The sequence below is a fragment of the Candidatus Thioglobus sp. genome, from assembly GCF_029243085.1.
In the GTDB taxonomy this organism is placed as follows: domain Bacteria; phylum Pseudomonadota; class Gammaproteobacteria; order PS1; family Pseudothioglobaceae; genus Thioglobus_A.
In genome coordinates this window covers 16,338-32,984 of the sequence record NZ_JAQWSS010000037.1, presented here as the reverse complement: position 1 = coordinate 32,984, position 16,647 = coordinate 16,338, and the positions used below count along the sequence as shown (strand labels likewise).

18 protein-coding genes are annotated in these 16,647 nt (G+C 38.5%); 11 read left to right on the top strand and 7 right to left on the bottom strand.

Features of this window, described 5'->3' with window-relative positions; translation table 11 throughout:
• Positions 1-2: 2 nt before the first annotated feature.
• Positions 3-620, bottom strand: a complete 618-nt coding sequence (gene rlmE, locus P8M52_RS02150) for a 23S rRNA (uridine(2552)-2'-O)-methyltransferase RlmE (RefSeq protein ID WP_300306661.1) — start codon at positions 618-620, stop codon at positions 3-5.
• Between the two features lie 91 nt (positions 621-711).
• On the opposite strand from rlmE, the gene typA reads away from it, so the two are divergent.
• Together typA and P8M52_RS02140 are read left to right on the top strand one after the other, a co-directional pair.
• Positions 712-2,523, top strand: coding sequence for a translational GTPase TypA (gene typA, locus P8M52_RS02145; protein WP_300306659.1), 1,812 nt, complete (start codon positions 712-714; stop codon positions 2,521-2,523).
• Positions 2,524-2,577: 54 nt separating this feature from the next.
• Entirely contained in the window at positions 2,578-5,631 is a 3,054-nt protein-coding gene (locus tag P8M52_RS02140) for an efflux RND transporter permease subunit (protein ID WP_300306657.1), read from the top strand.
• A gap of 138 nt (positions 5,632-5,769) precedes the next feature.
• Here the strand turns inward: P8M52_RS02140 and ruvA are convergent, their stop codons facing one another.
• The 3 genes from ruvA to leuC are packed head-to-tail and all read right to left on the bottom strand — an operon-like array spanning position 5,770 to position 8,390.
• Positions 5,770-6,360, bottom strand: coding sequence for a Holliday junction branch migration protein RuvA (gene ruvA / locus P8M52_RS02135; RefSeq protein WP_300306655.1), 591 nt, complete (start codon positions 6,358-6,360; stop codon positions 5,770-5,772).
• A 9-nt stretch (positions 6,361-6,369) separates the two neighbouring features.
• Complete coding sequence (gene leuD, locus P8M52_RS02130) at positions 6,370-6,984, bottom strand: 3-isopropylmalate dehydratase small subunit (RefSeq protein WP_300306653.1); 615 nt, start codon at positions 6,982-6,984, stop codon at positions 6,370-6,372.
• Between the two features lie 5 nt (positions 6,985-6,989).
• On the bottom strand, positions 6,990-8,390 hold the full coding sequence (gene leuC / locus P8M52_RS02125; RefSeq protein ID WP_300306651.1) for a 3-isopropylmalate dehydratase large subunit: 1,401 nt from the start codon (positions 8,388-8,390) through the stop codon (positions 6,990-6,992).
• 68 nt (positions 8,391-8,458) lie between these two features.
• On the opposite strand from leuC, the gene P8M52_RS02120 reads away from it, so the two are divergent.
• The 7 genes from P8M52_RS02120 (at position 8,459) to P8M52_RS02090 (ending at position 13,948) form a co-directional block, all read left to right on the top strand.
• Positions 8,459-10,237 carry an N-acetylglutaminylglutamine amidotransferase gene (locus tag P8M52_RS02120; protein ID WP_300306649.1) on the top strand — a complete coding sequence of 593 codons (1,779 nt, stop codon included), beginning with the start codon at positions 8,459-8,461 and terminating at the stop codon, positions 10,235-10,237.
• 1 nt (position 10,238) lies between these two features.
• A complete protein-coding gene (gene rnhA / locus P8M52_RS02115) occupies positions 10,239-10,673 on the top strand; it encodes a ribonuclease HI (protein WP_300306646.1) in 435 nt (144 codons plus the stop codon).
• Positions 10,674-10,791: 118 nt separating this feature from the next.
• Positions 10,792-11,022: a hypothetical protein gene (locus P8M52_RS02110; protein WP_300306644.1), complete on the top strand. Its 231-nt coding sequence runs from the start codon at positions 10,792-10,794 to the stop codon at positions 11,020-11,022.
• A 92-nt stretch (positions 11,023-11,114) separates the two neighbouring features.
• On the top strand, positions 11,115-11,756 hold the full coding sequence (locus tag P8M52_RS02105; RefSeq protein ID WP_300306642.1) for a rhodanese-like domain-containing protein: 642 nt from the start codon (positions 11,115-11,117) through the stop codon (positions 11,754-11,756).
• Between the two features lie 51 nt (positions 11,757-11,807).
• On the top strand, positions 11,808-12,497 hold the full coding sequence (locus P8M52_RS02100; RefSeq protein WP_300306640.1) for a rhodanese-like domain-containing protein: 690 nt from the start codon (positions 11,808-11,810) through the stop codon (positions 12,495-12,497).
• Between the two features lie 34 nt (positions 12,498-12,531).
• A complete protein-coding gene (locus P8M52_RS02095; protein WP_300306638.1) occupies positions 12,532-13,044 on the top strand; it encodes a tetratricopeptide repeat protein in 513 nt (170 codons plus the stop codon).
• A 31-nt stretch (positions 13,045-13,075) separates the two neighbouring features.
• Entirely contained in the window at positions 13,076-13,948 is an 873-nt protein-coding gene (locus P8M52_RS02090; RefSeq protein ID WP_300306635.1) for a DUF3530 family protein, read from the top strand.
• Between the two features lie 36 nt (positions 13,949-13,984).
• Here the strand turns inward: P8M52_RS02090 and P8M52_RS02085 are convergent, their stop codons facing one another.
• From P8M52_RS02085 to P8M52_RS02075, 3 genes are read right to left on the bottom strand one after another with little or no spacing between them, the layout of a single operon-like run.
• Entirely contained in the window at positions 13,985-14,773 is a 789-nt protein-coding gene (locus P8M52_RS02085) for a ferritin-like domain-containing protein (RefSeq protein WP_300306632.1), read from the bottom strand.
• Positions 14,760-15,284, bottom strand: coding sequence for a pseudouridine synthase (locus tag P8M52_RS02080; protein ID WP_300306629.1), 525 nt, complete (start codon positions 15,282-15,284; stop codon positions 14,760-14,762). The genes P8M52_RS02085 and P8M52_RS02080 overlap by 14 nt, the downstream gene beginning before the upstream one ends.
• Positions 15,284-15,712: a type II toxin-antitoxin system RatA family toxin gene (locus P8M52_RS02075; RefSeq protein ID WP_300306627.1), complete on the bottom strand. Its 429-nt coding sequence runs from the start codon at positions 15,710-15,712 to the stop codon at positions 15,284-15,286. The genes P8M52_RS02080 and P8M52_RS02075 overlap by 1 nt, the downstream gene beginning before the upstream one ends.
• Between P8M52_RS02075 and smpB the strand changes: the two genes are divergently transcribed.
• Together smpB and P8M52_RS02065 are read left to right on the top strand one after the other, a co-directional pair.
• Complete coding sequence (gene smpB, locus P8M52_RS02070; RefSeq protein WP_300306624.1) at positions 15,711-16,196, top strand: SsrA-binding protein SmpB; 486 nt, start codon at positions 15,711-15,713, stop codon at positions 16,194-16,196. The genes P8M52_RS02075 and smpB overlap by 2 nt on opposite strands.
• Positions 16,197-16,327: 131 nt before the next feature.
• Positions 16,328-16,618: an HU family DNA-binding protein gene (locus P8M52_RS02065; RefSeq protein WP_300306695.1), complete on the top strand. Its 291-nt coding sequence runs from the start codon at positions 16,328-16,330 to the stop codon at positions 16,616-16,618.
• Positions 16,619-16,647 lie beyond the last annotated feature (29 nt).

Below are 16,647 nucleotides of genomic sequence, written 5' to 3'. Positions count from 1 at the left end.
TGTTATTTTAGCGTAGTTGCTAGTAAATATACTTCTTTAGATCTGGCACGAGAGGCTTTTGGTTTACGAATGATGACTTTGGAAAATGCTGATCGACACGATTTAACATATTCATCAAATCCTGCACCTTGAAACACTTTGATAAAGAAAGTGCCATTAGGAGTTAAAGTTTTAATCGCCATATCAAGGGCTAATTCACATAAATACATAGACTTTGGCAGGTCAACTGATAGCTGGCCGCTCATATTTGGCGCCATATCACTCAACACCACATCGATTTTTTTACCACCTGTTAATCCAAGTAGTTCCTCATAAACAGACTCTTCGGTAAAGTCACCACATAAAAAATCCACATCATCTATGGGCTCAATATCCAAGATGTCACTTGCAATTACCTGGCCACTACCACCCACAATTTTAATCGCTACTTGACTCCAGCCCCCAGGTGCTGCACCTAAATCTAGTACACGATCACCAGGTTTAATAAATTTATCTTTGTCGATAATTTCTGTCAGTTTGTAAACGGCACGAGAGCGATAGCCTTCTTTCTGCGCACGCTTGACATATTCATCACTTAGATGTTCGCTCATCCAGCGACCTGAGGAGCCTTTTTTAGCCATAAGTCTTAAGTGATTGATTCACATTAATAAATCATAATATTATAAGAGACTTAGGGGATAATAGTGTCTTTTTCGAATCATTCTCATACGCATGAATACTAAACTTAGAAACATCGCCATTATTGCTCACGTTGACCACGGTAAAACAACCTTAGTTGACAAATTATTGGAGCAATCAGAAACGTTCGACGATCGCTTCGAGTCATCTGACCGTATGATGGATTCAAACGACCTTGAAAAAGAGCGTGGCATTACCATTTCTTCTAAGAATACTGCTATTAAGTGGAAAGATTATCACATTAACATTGTAGACACCCCGGGACACGCCGATTTTGGTGGTGAAGTTGAGCGTGTGCTATCTATGGTGGATTCGGTATTATTATTAGTTGATGCGCAAGAAGGCCCTATGCCGCAAACGCGTTTTGTAACTAAAAAAGCTTTTGAACAAGGCCTTAGTCCAATTGTTGTAGTTAACAAGATTGATAAAGATGCAGCCCGCCCTGATTGGGTAATTGATCAAGTGTTTGAGTTATTTGATCAATTAGGCGCAACTGATGAACAACTAGATTTTCCAGTTATTTACTCTTCTAGTATTAACGGATATGCCTCTTTGGAAGACGATGTGCGTGAAGGTGACATGTTGCCAATGTTCGAAACTATTGTTGAACATGTGAAAGCACCAGAAGTAGATGTTGTATCACCATTGCAAATGCAAATCACTGCACTAGATTATTCATCATTTGTGGGTGCAATTGGTATTGGCCGAGTTACTCGTGGTACGATCAAAAAGAACCAACAGGTGGTAGTTGTTGGTGCAGATGGCGTTGAAAGAAAAGCTAAAATTGCCAACCTTCAAGGCTTTCTAGGTCTTGATAAGGTAGATACTAATGCTTCTGAAGCAGGTAATATTGTTTGTGTTACGGGTATTGAAGGCCTCTCAATTTCTGACACATTGTGTGACCCTGAAACTATTGAAGCACTGCCACCATTAAGTGTCGATGAACCAACAGTATCAATGGCCTTTAGAGTTAACGACTCGCCTTTTGCAGGTCAGGATGGTAAGTATATTACTTCAAGAAACATTCGTGATCGTCTAGATAAAGAGCTTATTTACAACGTAGCCCTTCGTGTTGCAGACACTAAAGATCCATCAGAATTTATTGTATCGGGCCGTGGTGAATTACACTTATCGGTACTAATTGAAACCATGCGTCGTGAAGGCTTTGAGTTGGCTGTGGGTCGTCCACAAGTTATCTTAAAAGAGATTGATGGCGTTGTTTGCGAACCATTTGAAGATCTAAGTGTTGATGTTGAAACTCAGCACCAGGGTACAGTGATGGAAAAATTGGGTGAGCGTAAGGGTGAATTAACTAACATGGAGCCGGATGGTAATGGCCGTGTTAAATTAGACTTTAACATTCCTGCTCGTGGTTTAATTGGTTTTAGAACAGAGTTTTTAACAGCAACAACTGGTACTGGCTTAATGAACTCAACCTTTGATTCATACAAACCACAAAAGCCAGGTGATATTGGTCAGCGTTCAAATGGTTCATTAATCTCAATGAATCAAGGTAAGGCTGTTGCTTATGCTATCTTTAACCTACAAAAGAGTGGTAAATTCTTTGTTGAGCACAATACGGAAGTCTACGAAGGTATGGTTGTTGGTATTCATGCGCGTGACAAAGATCTTGTGATCAATGTGATGAAAGGTAAGCAATTAACTAACGTACGTGCCTCTGGTACAGATGAAGCAGTATCGTTAACACCTGCAATTAAATTAGATCTTGAACAAGCTCTAGAATTTATTGATGACGATGAATTGGTAGAAATTACACCAAACTTCACTCGTATTCGTAAGCGACTGCTTAAGGAAGTTGAGCGTAAGCGTTCACGCGGTAAGTAAATTTCTAAACACACTAAGGCCAGATAAACTTTAGCCTTGGTATACTGTTGACTTATGAACAGTATTCTTGAGTTTTTAGTTCGTCAAAAGAAACTAGCACTGGCATTTACCATCAGTGTTATTGCGCTTGGCTTATTGAGTCTTAACCATATACAGCGCGATCAATTTCCTGCAGTGGATTTTGAAGTGATGTCTATTGTTACATCGTACCCAGGCGCTTCTCCTGAAGATGTTGAGCAAAATATCACGAATGTTATTGAAGATGAGTTAAGCAATATTTCCGGTATTGATAAGTTCACTTCAACTTCACGAGCCGGAACCTCTTCCATTGTTGTGACACTTTCGCAAGATGTTAGTGACATTTCAGAGCTCAAGCAAGAGATTCGCAATGCGGTTAATCGCATCAAATCCTTGCCTGAAGAAGTGGTTGATTTGCCAAGAGTCACTGATCGTAAAACTTCACGAAAAAGTGTGTTAAAAATCAGTATTGGTAGTGAGCAGTTAGATTATGCACGACTTAGAAATGTCGTAGATGATCTGGCTAAATCAATTGAACTGATTGATGGCGTCTCTGAGGTTAACAAGCAAGGTTATTTGGATAAAGAAATTCAAATTCATATCGATCCTGAAAAACTCTATCAATTTGAATTGTCATTGCCGCAAGTGATGAATGCGATTACTCAACGAAATCAGCGTTATACGGTGGGCAGTAATCACCAACGCCAACACGAAAAAACCATTGTTGTTTTATCAAAATTTGATGCGGCTGACGATGTTGGTGACGTTATTGTTAAATCTACATTTGAAGGCTTGGTGGTTCGACTAAAAGATATTGCCAATATTAAAAGTGGCAATGTTGAAGAAAAATCCATTGTTCGAGTGAATGGCAAGAAGGGTTTTATTTTGCTTGTAAAAAAACAAGCACAAGCTGATGTTATAACCACAGTTGACTTGGTTAAGAATCATATGAACGATATGATCATCAAACACAACAATCAGATTGATATCTTTTATTCTTCAGACTTATCTAAATACGTTAGAAATCGTTTGGAAATTGTGATCAATAATGGACTCATTGGTCTGCTAATGGTGTTAGTAGTACTAGGTATATTTTTATCTTTCAAAACGGCCTTCTGGGTGGCAATCAGCCTACCTGTCAGCCTTCTTGGAACCGTAGCGCTACTTGGTATCACAGGTGAAACAATCAACCTAGTATCATTAGCGGCGATGATTTTAGTGCTCGGCATTGTAGTAGATGATTCAATCATTGTTGCAGAGAGTATTCATCATTATAAGCAAGTAGGCGTAAATCGGTTTGAGTCTGCTGTTCAAGGATTTAAGCGTGTTATCATGCCAGTGGTAACAACTATTTTGACCACGATATTAGCATTTTCATCTATGTTTTTGATGGGTGGCACGATGGGTAAGTTTATTTATGTCATTCCAATAGTGGTTATCTTTGCTTTGGTTTTATCTTTTTTAGAAGTATCTTTGGCGCTCCCTGCGCATTTAGCCAGTGCAACAGAGAAACAAAAGCAACACAATTGGTTTGAATATTTTGAAGATAAATTTGAGCTATTTTTAACTAAAATTTTAAAACTGCGTTATTGGGTGGTAATAATTTTTAGTATGGTGCTAGCATTCTCATTGTATTTTGCTACGACACAAATGAAATTTTCTTTATTTCCATCAGTGGGTGTAGATACTATCAGTGCACGTATGACGATGCCAATTGGATCTTCATTAGTTAATACTGAGGCTAAAGCAAAACAAGTAGAGTTGTTAATTACTCGTGTTGTTGGTGATGAGCTAGTTTCAGTTACGACCGATGTGGGTAAATACTTTTCTCATAAGGCCAAATTTACCATTGAGTTAACGCCTGCTTCACAACGAGTTCAAGATTCTAAAACAATTCTGAAATCATTAAAAGCAGGGGCCGCTGAAATTGACCAAATAGAAAAATTAAAGTTTTCTGTAAGAAGACCAGGCCCTCCCCAAGGTGAAGATATTGAAATTAACTTAATTGGTCAAGATAGCAATGAAAATAAGCGTGCTGCAGATCAATTAGAAGAGATTTTATTAAATTTATCTGGGGTAACTAACGTCAATCGAGATGACGATCCGGGCAAAGATCGGATCGAAGTTAAGCTTGATTTCGAAAAAATGGCTCGTCTTAATATTGACTTTACCACTGTTAATCGTTATCTTCGAGCCGCCTTTACCGGTATTAATGTGACCAACATCAGAGAAGGGCAGAATGATGTTAATTTCCGAATTTATCTTGGCGATTTACAGCAATCAGAAGCATTTATACAATCTTTGAAGGTAGTCAATCAACAAGGTCGCGTTATTCCACTGAGTAATTTTTCTAGTATTAGAGAGATTGTTGGAGAGCCAGATTTTAATCATTACAATGGCCTTCGATCAGTTGTGGTGAGTGCTAGCATTGAAGATGAAGTAACCTCTACAGCTGTTGTTATGGAAGAGGCTTTGGCACAATTAGATCTGGAGAAGAATTTTATATCGGTACGCGCTATTTCTGAAGGTGGCGCTAAGGAAACTAAGAAATCCATGGCTAGTTTTAAGCAAGCCTTTATTATGGCTATATTTGGTATTTTCTTATTGCTAGTATTGTTGTTTAATTCATATACACAGCCATTGCTAATCCTGAGCGCCATTCCTTTTTCAGTTATTGGTGTTATCTGGGCATTCTTTTTTCATGGAGAAACGTTGAGTTTCTTTGCGATATTAGGTGTTTTGGCACTCGTAGGGGTGATTGTTAATGACTCTTTGGTGCTCGTCTCACATTTAAATTATCTTAAGAATAAAGTCGTCAATAAAATGTCATTGCACCAATGGATTGTCAAGGGTGCTAAAGATAGGCTTAGAGCGGTAGTATTAACCAGTTTGACGACACTAGCAGGCATTATTCCATTGGCTTATGGTATTGGCGGAACCGACTACATCTTGCAACCAATGGCATTAGCATTGGGTTATGGCTTATTGTTTGGCACATTAATGACGCTTATTTTGCTACCCTGCCTATACTTGATTAACTATGAATTTATCAATTGGATGGGAAAATTCAGAAAAAACTCTCGTGGGTAAAATTTCCAATATTTTAGAAAAATAGTGCGTTTTATCTATTTTTTATGTCAAAAAAGGCCGAAATTAGTCTTTTTTTAAGTGTTTTAATCCATCTAAATTAGCCTATTTGGATTATTTTCAAGATTTTTGTTAATGAGTCTATTTGTTTTGTAGCGCTTGACGAATCAATTCTTCGGTGGAAAGGGAGTCATCTTGAATGGCACTTAGCATTTTTTCAGATTCTTTCAATTTAAATCCAAGTGCTTGCAATGCTTGAGAGGCTTTCTGAGTATTCGGATTGATATTGACACTCGAGGTAATAGTTTGATGGTTTGAACCAAGTAATTCTAATTTCGCAAGACGATCTTTAAGTTCAACAATGAGTTTTTGCGCTGTTTTTTTACCAATACCCGGGGTTTTGGCCAGTAACGCGTCATCTTCATTAGCAACCGCATTCATGAGTGAGGCGACATTGAGATGTGAAAGGATGGCAAGCGCTACTTTTGGACCAACACCATTCACACGGATCAGTTCTCGAAATAAAGTTTTCTCATCTTTAGAAATGAAGCCATATAGAGTGTGTGCATCTTCTTTGACATGAAAATGCGTATGCAATGAAATATCCTCAGTGTCACCCATTTCATAAAAACTTGACATTGGGCATAGTACTTCATAACCAATACCACTCACCTCAAGTAAGACTTCAGGTGGATTTTTTTCCAGAATTTTCCCGGTTAGGCGACCAATCATGATTTGTGGCTAAAGCCAAGAATAGTTTTTGAAATACTGTACTTCAAAAGCTTTAATATCATCAGCATATTGCAGTGTTAGACCAATATCGTCTAAGCCATTCATTAAGCGACGTTTACGCTCTTCATCGACTTCGAAATGGTACTCTTTATCATTGGCGCGTATACTTTGAGTGTTAAGGTCGATAGTGATATCGCCCTTAACTGTAAAAAGCTCATCCATGATCTTGTTATCTTGAACAATGGGAAGAATGCCGTTTTTAAAGCAATTATTATAAAAAATATCCGCAAAACTTGGTGCAATGATTGCTTTAAAGCCATAATCTTCTAGCGCCCAAGGCGCATGTTCACGAGATGATCCGCAGCCAAAATTTTCACGCGCTAGTAATATTTGCGCACCTTGGTATTCATCCTTGTTGAGAACAAACTCTTTGTTGAGTGGGCGTTTAGAATTATCCATACCTACTTCGCCATGATCTTCGTAACGCCACTCATCAAATAAGTTTGGCCCAAAACCAGAGCGTTTAATTGACTTTAAAAATTGCTTAGGAATAATGGCATCTGTATCTACATTGGCACGATCAAGAGGTGCAGCGATTGATGTTAAGGTTGTAAATTTTTCCATAATATTTATTTCACCTCCGAAAAGTGACCGGCAATAGCACTAGCAGCTGCAATAGCAGGGCTAACTAAATGTGTAAATGACCCTTGGCCTTGGCGACCTTCAAAATTTCTATTAGAAGTACTGGCACAACGCTCTCCAGACTCTAATTTGTCTGCATTCATGGCTAAACACATTGAGCAACCTGCTTCACGCCACTCAAACCCAGCACTAGTAAAGATCTTATCAAGCCCTTCTTGTTCTGCTTGCGCTTTAATCAGCCCCGATCCTGGTACTGCCAAAGCTAGCTTGATATTCTGGGCAATTTTCTTACCCTTTAAAACACTAGCAGCAGCACGCAAATCTTCAATACGAGAGTTGGTACATGAGCCAATAAATACCTTGTCAATTGCAACCGTGTTGATTGGTGTGTTGGCTTCCAAATGAATATAATCTAAAGCGTTTCTAATGCTTTCAGCCTTAACCGAATCTACTTCTTGATCTGGATCAGGAGTAGTGCCATCAACAGCAATTACCATTTCAGGAGAAGTGCCCCAAGTGACTTGAGGCTTGATATCTTTAGCGTTAAGACTGATCACTTGATCAAAATGCGCATCTTTATCAGAATGTAGTGTATTCCAGTATTCTACTGCTTTATCCCACTGCTCACCTGTTGGTGCCATTGGGCGACCTTTAACGTATTCTAGGGTTTTGTCATCAACTGCTACCATACCTACACGTGCGCCAGCTTCAATCGCCATATTACATAAAGTCATACGACCTTCAATGCTTAAATCTTGAATGGTACTCCCTGCAAATTCAATGGCAAAGCCAGTACCACCGGCAGTGCCGATTTGGCCAATAATGTAAAGTGCGACATCTTTGGCACTAACATATTGATCAAGTGTTCCATTTACTTCGATTTTTAGATTTTTCGATTTTGCTTGCCATAAGCAACCAGTGGCTAACACATGCTCAACCTCACTGGTACCAATGCCAAACGCAAGCGCTCCTAATGCGCCATGAGTAGAGGTGTGTGAGTCGCCACAAACAATACTCATGCCTGGCAGAGTGGCTCCTTGTTCAGGACCAACGACATGAACAATCCCTTGACGAATGTCATTCATTTGAATTTCATTAATACCAAATGTTTCACAATTTTTATCTAATGTTTCGATTTGTAATTTTGAAATAGGATCTTCAATACCACTTACACCACTTGAGCGATCAGTCGTGGGTACGTTGTGATCTGGTACAGCAATACTGGCATTTAAACGCCATGGCTTTCTATTGGCTATCTCTAAACCTTCAAATGCTTGCGGTGAAGTCACCTCATGAATCAGCTGTCTATCGATGTATATTAACGCTGTAGTTGCTTCTTCGCGCACCACGTGTGCGCTCATTAGTTTGTCATAAAGTGTTTGTGGCATAACTCGATTGAAATACTTGATAAAATAAGCTATTTTACATTTTCTACACCCTAAGGGCTTTTAAAAATATGTGCGGTATTTGTGGACAACTAAGATTTGATCAACAGGCAGTAAACTCTCAAGATCTGAATATCATGATGCAAAAAATTGCGCGTCGCGGTCCAGATAGTTCTGGCGAGTGGATTGATGAAACCATAGGCTTTGGTCATCAGCGCTTAAGCATTATCGATTTGTCAAACTTTGGTGCACAGCCAATGGTGGATCAAGCGTTAGATTTGGTGTTAGTATTTAATGGCACAATTTATAACTATAAAGCGTTGCGTACCGAGCTAAGCAAAAAAGGCTATGAGTTTTTCTCGCATTCGGATACAGAGACTATTATCAAGGCTTATCATCATTGGGGTGAGGATTGTGTGAACCACCTAGATGGTATGTTTGCGTTCTGTATTTGGGATAAAAAACAACAACATTTATTTGTCGCTAGAGATCGAATGGGCATTAAACCACTTTACTTTAATTTAACCGACAAAGCTTTTAGTTTTGCATCAAACACTCAGTCTTTAGTGGCTATTGGTGCTAATACAGATATCAACTCAGTGGCTTTACAGCAGCAACTTTCATTGCACGCCGTAGTACCAGCGCCAAACACCATTCTTGAGGGTGTAAAAAAAATCAAGCCGGCAACAACGTTAATTATTAAACCGAATGGTGAGATTAAAGAAAGAACTTATTGGCAGCCCAAAGCGCAACGTCCCGAAATTGAATTATCCAATAAAGAGTATATTGAAAAAACGCATGATCTTTTAACTCAAGCCGTATTAAAAAGAATGGATGCAGCTGACGTACCGATTGGCGTGTTGCTATCTGGTGGGTTAGACTCTTCATTATTGGTAGCCTTGTTACATGAGGCAGGCCATGAAGATATTCGTACTTTTTCCATTGGCTTTGAAGATATAGGTGATGAGGCTGGTTCGGAGTTTGAATATTCAGATCAGATTGTTAAAAAGTTCAATACCCATCATGAAAAATATGTGGTGAGCAATTCGCAAGTATTGCCAAGATTAGGAGAAGCGGTTGCCAACATGAATGAGCCAATGGTCGGCCAGGATGCTGTAGCCTTTTATTTACTCTCTGAGCAGGTTTCAAAACACATAAAAGTGGTGTTATCAGGTCAGGGTGCAGATGAGGCTTTTGCAGGATACTTTTGGTATTCACGTATGCAAGCTGAATCAGGCTCCGAAGTCGAGCGCTTCTCTAAGCACTATGTTGATAGACCCTATGAAGAATATTTGCAAACGGTTAATAAGCAATATCATTCGGGCAATCATACGCAAACATGGCTTAATAAAGAATTTGCCAAAGCCAATGCAGATGAATTTATGGATAAAGTATTTCGCACAGACATTACCCGCTTGATTGTAGATGATCCAGTCAAGCGTGTTGATAACATGACCATGGCCTGGGGTTTAGAAGCGCGCGTCCCTTTTATGGATTATCAACTGGTGGAGCATGCACTAAGCATGCCACCGAGTTTAAAAATGGCTGAAGAGGGAAAGCACCCACTCAAGAAAATTTCAAGACCGTTATTACCAGCCAGCGTGATTGATCGTAAAAAAGGTTATTTTCCAATGCCGGCACTTAAATATGTACAAGGTGAATTTTTAGAGTTTATGGCTGACATCCTAACTTCTAGTCAGTGTATTAATCGCGGTGTGTTTGATCAAGCGTTTGTACAAAAAGTGATTAACAAACCAGAGCAATATATGACAGCACTGAACGGTTCAAGACTGTGGCATTTGGCATTACTAGAATATTGGCTGCAAATTAACGTAGATACTAATAAATAATATGGAAAAAATTATTATCTATACAGATGGCGGTTGTAGAGGTAATCCTGGCATAGGTGGTTGGGGTGTTTGGTTACGTTATGGTGATCATGATAAAAAACTTCACGGTAGTGAAAAAGAGACTACCAACAATCGCATGGAGTTAATGGCTGCCATTAAGGCCTTAGAGGCTATTAAATCTAGCAGTATTGATATTGATTTATTTACTGATTCAAAATATGTGATGAATGGTATCAATGATTGGATCAAGGGGTGGAAAGCTAAAGGTTGGAAAACAGCTGCCAAAAAACCGGTTAAAAATGTAGATTTATGGCAGCGACTGGATGTATTAAACATACGGCACAATGTGCATTGGCATTGGGTTAAAGGTCATAGTGGTGATGAAGGGAATGAAATGGCAGATGAGTTAGCTAATTTGGCCATGGACAAACATTAGAAACAGTAATCATTATTGATATTAGAGTATTAGGGTATACAGATACATTGAAAATAACTTGATAATTTGGCTCATCATGGTATAAATAGCACTTTAAACCTATTACAAAGGAGATAAAGTGAAAAAATTAGCCGTATTATTTGCATTTTTAATGACAACAACAGTATTTGCACACATGGATGGTGAGACAGTAGCTCCACTAGCTGCAGATGCAACAGAGGCTCAAAAGCAAGTTATTCGTGATGGCGCACAAAATTTTTGTGATGGCGCAGAAGAAGATGCAAAAGAAGAATGTGTCATGGATTTTTTCGCTAATCACAACTTAGAAGAAGAGCCTAGCTGCGATTAATTACAGAATTTACAATTTCTTGCTCGGTTGGAGAAGTTGTTAATAACAAACTCATAATGAGTAATTTTTTATATAAGAAAGAGGAGAGAAGTATGAAACTTCAAACATTAGTAGTAAGTACAGCTGTTGCGGCAGCATTATCAGTAACACCAGTTTTTGCAGAAAAAGTAACAGGCAAAGCAGTTGGTATCGTTAAAGGCGTTATGGAAGTTGCGGGTATTTCACGTAACCAAGATAATAAAGCAACAATCGATCCAGCGTTTGCAAAGACTTCACGTCCTTGTCCGCCGTTCTGTATTCAGCCTACTGCACCGTTCGCGCCTGCAGCAGTTGAAACAGTAACTGAACTAGACGTAATTCATGCAGCACGTGATTCTGCTGGTGGCGACACTTCAGTATTGGTTGTTGATGCACGTACACCAGGTTGGGTTAAGAAAGGTACAATCCCACACGCAGTAAACGTTCCATTTACAAAGCTTAATTCTAAGGCGTTAGCCAAAGACCCTATGGCAGTTGTAGAAATTATGACTGATACATTTGGCGTAAAGGATATGGACGGCGTATTAAACTACGACAATGCCAAGACTTTATACTTGTTCTGTAATGGTTCATGGTGTGGTCAGTCTCCAGCTTCAATTAGAGCATTATTAACTATGGGTTACCCTGAGAACAAGATTAAATACTACCGTGGTGGTATGAATTCTTGGAAGTCTTTAGGTTTAACTACTAAGTAATTGATTCATAAAAGCACTCTACACGAGTGCTTTTTAATCTAGGAGATTAATATGAAAATTAAATTATTAGCAGCAGCTGTAATTTCAACATTGGCTTTTTCAGCTCAATCAGCAGACTTTTTAGGCGCTGACCATAACTGGAATAACGGCTCTTCTGCAGCTAAGACTGTAAAAAAAGCTGGAAAACCAGTTGGTATCGTTAAGGGTACTTTGGAAATTGCAGGTATCTCTCGTAATGCTGACAATGGCAATATGGTAGATCCGGCATTTGCAAAGACTTCACGTCCTTGTCCGCCGTTCTGTATTCAACCAACTGCACCGTTCGCGCCTGCAGCGGTTGAAACAGTAACTGAGCTAGATGTAATTCACGCTGCGCGTGATATTGCAGGTGGTGACACAACACAGTTAGTGATTGATGCACGTACAAAGGGTTGGGCTAAAAAAGGCATGATTCCACATGCAGTAAATGTACCATTTACTAAGCTTAACTCTAAGGCGTTAGCTAAAGATCCTATGGCTGTTGTAGAAATCCTAACGGATAAGTTTGGCGTTGTAGATATGGATGGCGTATTAAACTACGACAATGCTAAGACGTTATACTTGTACTGTAATGGTTCATGGTGTGGACAGTCGCCTGCGGCTATACGTGCACTATTAACGATGGGTTACCCACAAAGTAAAATCAAATACTACCGTGGTGGTATGAACGATTGGAAACTTTTGGGTCTAACAGTTAAGTAACTTGTTAACCATTGTTTTAAAAAAAGGGATGCTTATGGCGTCCCTTTTTTATGTTTTAACAACTTCTTTCGCGCTAGCTGAAACAAGATTTGATCGTTGGTATCAAATTGGCTACGATTATTCACAAGCAGGTCGTAATGACGATGCGTTTAATTGGATGATGCGTGCCGCTGACGGCGGACATAGTGCTGCGCAAAATAATATTGGCTTAAGCTATCTACACGGTTTAGGCGCAGAAAAAAATGAGCGAAAAGCCTTTGAGTGGTTTGAAAAATCAGCTAAACAAGGCTTATCGTATGCTCAAAGTGAATTAGCCATGCTCTATTATGATGGCAAAGGCGTAGAGAAAAATATTAAATTAGCAGAAGAATGGTGGCTAATAGCTGCCAAGCAGGAAGACGAATATGCTCAGTACAATCTAGCCTCGTTAATGCTGGAAAAGGGTGATATCAAACAAGCTTATTATTGGTTTAATCGTGCAACTCAAAATAACCATCCAGATGCTAAAGTAGCGTTGGAGCAACTCAATAAAAAATATGTGGAATAAAATTATTATTATATCAGTACTGAGTTTTTCAATGAATGTCTCAGCCTTTTTGCCATCCATAGATAAACTTTCAAGTTTTCCTGATTTTTCTCAATTGCCAAAATTTCCTGAATTGCCTAAATTAGAAGGATTTGATACGACTTCATTGCAAAAACTCTACAATCAATTTACGGAAGTTAAGCCTGATTACGCACGTGAAGTTCGTATGATTGGTGAAATTGAAGAAGCGGTCATGGATGGGGATGTTGAATACTTACCTTTGTCTAATGATAAAGAGGTGTTTAGTATTTATATGGAAGCTGATGTGGAAAATCCTAAAGGCGGCGTGATTGTCCTACATTCACGTGGATATCACGCTAATTGGGAGAGTACTATTAAGCCACTCCGTATTGGGTTGGCGGACAAAGGCTGGCATAGCTTATCTGTACAAATGCCAGTGCTCGACAAACAAGCAACTTATTATGATTATGTCCCAATTTTCCCGTATGCGCATGAGCGTATTGATGCGGCTATTGAATTTTACGAGCAACGAGGTATTGACAATGTCATTCTAATTGCGCACGGTTGTGGTGCGCATATGGCTATGAGTTATTTTGATAAATATGGCGATGATAAAATTAAAGCCTATGTTGGTATCGGTATGGGTGCTACAGATTACAAGCAAAAGGTTATTAAACGTATGCCACTTGATATTATGCTCAAACCCGTACTAGATGTTTATGGTGAGAAAGATTTTTCAGGCGTAAAACGTTCAGCAGAAGAGCGAAAATGGCTAATGAGTCTTGCCAATAATAATCAAAGTGATCAAAAGGTTATTGCCAATGCCGATCATTATTATAAAGAAGGAGATACAGCTAACGATTTAGTGTTGACAATTAATCAGTGGTTGTCTGCGCTTGACTAGCTTTTAATTGATTTTCTAAGGTAGATATAGTACAAGTTAGAGTGCTTTTAGATAGTTGATTTCCGACAAATTGAAATTTGCTAATTTTCTTGCTTCAAGATTAAACGGGCCGCGTAAATCTTCGCCAATATGTCGCTGGATCATTTGATCAAAAGTAATCATCGGATCTAATTTTCGCTCTTGACATAAATAATGAAACCAAAAGTTGCCAATCTTCACATGACCAATTTCATCATTAAAGATGATATCTAATAAATCAACCATGGCTGTAAACTTAGATTTTTTAAATCGTTTTTGAATTTTAGGAGTGGCGTCCAGCCCCCTGGCTTCTAATACTCTAGGCACTAATGCCATTCTTGCCAATACATCATAATTGGTTTCATGCGTCATTTTCCACAAGCCATTATGCCCATGAAAATCTCCATATTGATACCCAAGCTCTATTAGATAATTGTTTAGTAATTGAAAATGTTGTGACTCTTCAAAAGCCACTTGAATCCAGTCTTGATAAAACTGGGCTGGCATATTTCTAAAGCGGTAAGCTGCATCTAGTGCTAGATTTATTGCGTTAAATTCAATATGGCAAATTGCATGAATGGTTTCAATAAATCCAAGATCAGATTTACCTCTTTTTGGCATAGAATTAAATCTGGCTAGTGTTGGTTTAATGGGTCGTCCGGGATGTTCAACGGGATTAATACTATAGGTTGATTGAAAATTAAGGGATTTTTTATTTTTTAATTCCTGAAGCTGATCAACCAAGTCAATTTTTTCAACAATACTGGTACACATTAGTGCGTTATAGCTTAATTCAAAGGGATTCATAGTTTCCTGAATCAAGATTATTTAAAGACCAATCACCAATTTGAGTTCTAATTAGGCGTAAGGTTGGAAATCCAACATGAGCCGTCATACGTCTTACTTGGCGATTTTTACCTTCAGTGATTATTAGTTGAATCCAAGAAGTGGGAATGTCTTTTCGATATCTAACTGCAGGGGTTCTAGGCCAGATCCAGTCTGGTTCGTCGATAATAGCTGCTTTAGCAGGCTTAGTTAGACCGTCTTTGAGCTTAACGCCATGACAAAGCTGATGAATGGCATCGTTAGTTATTTGACCGTCAACTTGAACAACATAGGTTTTTTCTTTGTCAAATTTAGGATGTGAGATTTTGTGCTGAAGTTTTCCATCATCCGTTAACAACAATAGACCTTCAGAATCTTTATCAAGCCTTCCTGCTGGATAGATATTTTTAGTAGTAATATAATTAGCCAGTGTATCGCCTTCGCCACTGAATTGACACAAGACGCCAAAAGGCTTGTTAAAAGCATACAGCATCAATAAACTACCTTGGCTCTAGCAATAAAAGCTTCTAGCTGAGAATTGGCAATATTGGTAAATATGGGCGAGATTGCCATATCAACTATTTTAGAAGAAAAGCTAAAGCTTAGATTAAGCTCAACTTTACACGCATTATCATTAAGTTTGGTAAATATCCAAGCGCCATTGAGTTGTTTAAACAGCCCTTCTTTAAGACTCATATCAATTCGTTGATTTAATGTAAGTGTATTAATAGTAGTAAAACTTTGATTTAATCCAGCTTTATTAATCTCAACCGAGGCTATGATTTGCCCGCTAGTTTGCTTTAAAATAGAGGCACCTGAGCACCAGTTGAGAAATTTTGGATAATCGTCAACTTGATTAACCAATTGGTACATTTGCTCAGCTGAATAAGGCACAAGAGCACTTTTAGAGAGTTGATGCATGGCAAAAAAATCCAAAAAATCTAAAACAAGTTCGAATACGATCGTACTGAATAAAAAAGCACGTCATGACTATTTTATCGAACAAACACTTGAAGCTGGACTTTCTTTAGAGGGTTGGGAGGTAAAAAGCCTGCGTGAAAACAAAGTCCAAATTAAAGAAAGTTATGTCATTATAAAAAATAGAGAAATGTTTTTATTTGGTGCGCATATCTCAGCTTTGCAAAGTGCCTCCACTCATGTAAACCCTGATCCTACACGCACTAGAAAATTATTACTTAATCGTTTGGAAATTAACCGACTTCGAGAAAAAATTGAACAAAAAGGCGCAACTGTCGTGCCGTTAAAAATGTATTGGAAGCGCGGTCGTGTTAAGCTTGAGATTGGCGTTGCTAAAGGTAAAAAAGCGCATGATAAGCGTCAAGATGTTAAGTCTAGAGATTGGCAGAGAGATAAGCAAAGAACGTTAAAAGAAATGAATAAATAGGTCGAAATGCTAGCTTGTTTTTTTTTTGCAAACGCTTGATTTAACAGGTTTTTTTATTTTATAATAAATGCTAATTGTTACAAACTGAACTCTATTTAGTTTGTCATCAATCAAAATTTAATTTTTTTAGTATATCGAGGGGAAATATGAACAAATCAGAATTAATTGATGCAATTGCATCAGCAGCAAATTTATCAAAGGCAGATGCAGGTCGTGCACTTAATGCAACGACTGACGCAATTACGAGCGCCATGGCTGGTGGTGATGGTGTTCAGCTAACAGGTTTTGGTTCATTTGTGGTTAGAGATCGCGCTGCACGTACAGGTCGCAACCCACAAACAGGCGACACAATTCAAATTGCTGCTTCTAAAGTAGCTGCATTTAAAGCGGGTAAAGCCCTTAAAGATGCAGTTAACGGTTAATTAATTCATTGTTAATTGATAAAAGGCAC

Excerpts from the sequence above, each read along its gene's own strand:
- rlmE (WP_300306661.1), bottom strand. The coding sequence starts at position 620 with ATGGCTAAAAAAGGCTCCTCAGGTCGCTGGATGAGCGAACATCTAAGT.
- typA (WP_300306659.1), top strand. The coding sequence starts at position 712 with ATGAATACTAAACTTAGAAACATCGCCATTATTGCTCACGTTGACCAC.
- P8M52_RS02140 (WP_300306657.1), top strand. The coding sequence starts at position 2,578 with ATGAACAGTATTCTTGAGTTTTTAGTTCGTCAAAAGAAACTAGCACTG.
- ruvA (WP_300306655.1), bottom strand. The coding sequence starts at position 6,360 with ATGATTGGTCGCCTAACCGGGAAAATTCTGGAAAAAAATCCACCTGAA.
- leuD (WP_300306653.1), bottom strand. The coding sequence starts at position 6,984 with ATGGAAAAATTTACAACCTTAACATCAATCGCTGCACCTCTTGATCGT.
- leuC (WP_300306651.1), bottom strand. The coding sequence starts at position 8,390 with ATGCCACAAACACTTTATGACAAACTAATGAGCGCACACGTGGTGCGC.
- P8M52_RS02120 (WP_300306649.1), top strand. The coding sequence starts at position 8,459 with ATGTGCGGTATTTGTGGACAACTAAGATTTGATCAACAGGCAGTAAAC.
- rnhA (WP_300306646.1), top strand. The coding sequence starts at position 10,239 with ATGGAAAAAATTATTATCTATACAGATGGCGGTTGTAGAGGTAATCCT.
- P8M52_RS02105 (WP_300306642.1), top strand. The coding sequence starts at position 11,115 with ATGAAACTTCAAACATTAGTAGTAAGTACAGCTGTTGCGGCAGCATTA.
- P8M52_RS02100 (WP_300306640.1), top strand. The coding sequence starts at position 11,808 with ATGAAAATTAAATTATTAGCAGCAGCTGTAATTTCAACATTGGCTTTT.
- P8M52_RS02095 (WP_300306638.1), top strand. The coding sequence starts at position 12,532 with ATGGCGTCCCTTTTTTATGTTTTAACAACTTCTTTCGCGCTAGCTGAA.
- P8M52_RS02090 (WP_300306635.1), top strand. The coding sequence starts at position 13,076 with ATGAATGTCTCAGCCTTTTTGCCATCCATAGATAAACTTTCAAGTTTT.
- P8M52_RS02085 (WP_300306632.1), bottom strand. The coding sequence starts at position 14,773 with ATGAATCCCTTTGAATTAAGCTATAACGCACTAATGTGTACCAGTATT.
- P8M52_RS02080 (WP_300306629.1), bottom strand. The coding sequence starts at position 15,284 with ATGCTGTATGCTTTTAACAAGCCTTTTGGCGTCTTGTGTCAATTCAGT.
- smpB (WP_300306624.1), top strand. The coding sequence starts at position 15,711 with ATGGCAAAAAAATCCAAAAAATCTAAAACAAGTTCGAATACGATCGTA.
- P8M52_RS02075 (WP_300306627.1), bottom strand. The coding sequence starts at position 15,712 with ATGCATCAACTCTCTAAAAGTGCTCTTGTGCCTTATTCAGCTGAGCAA.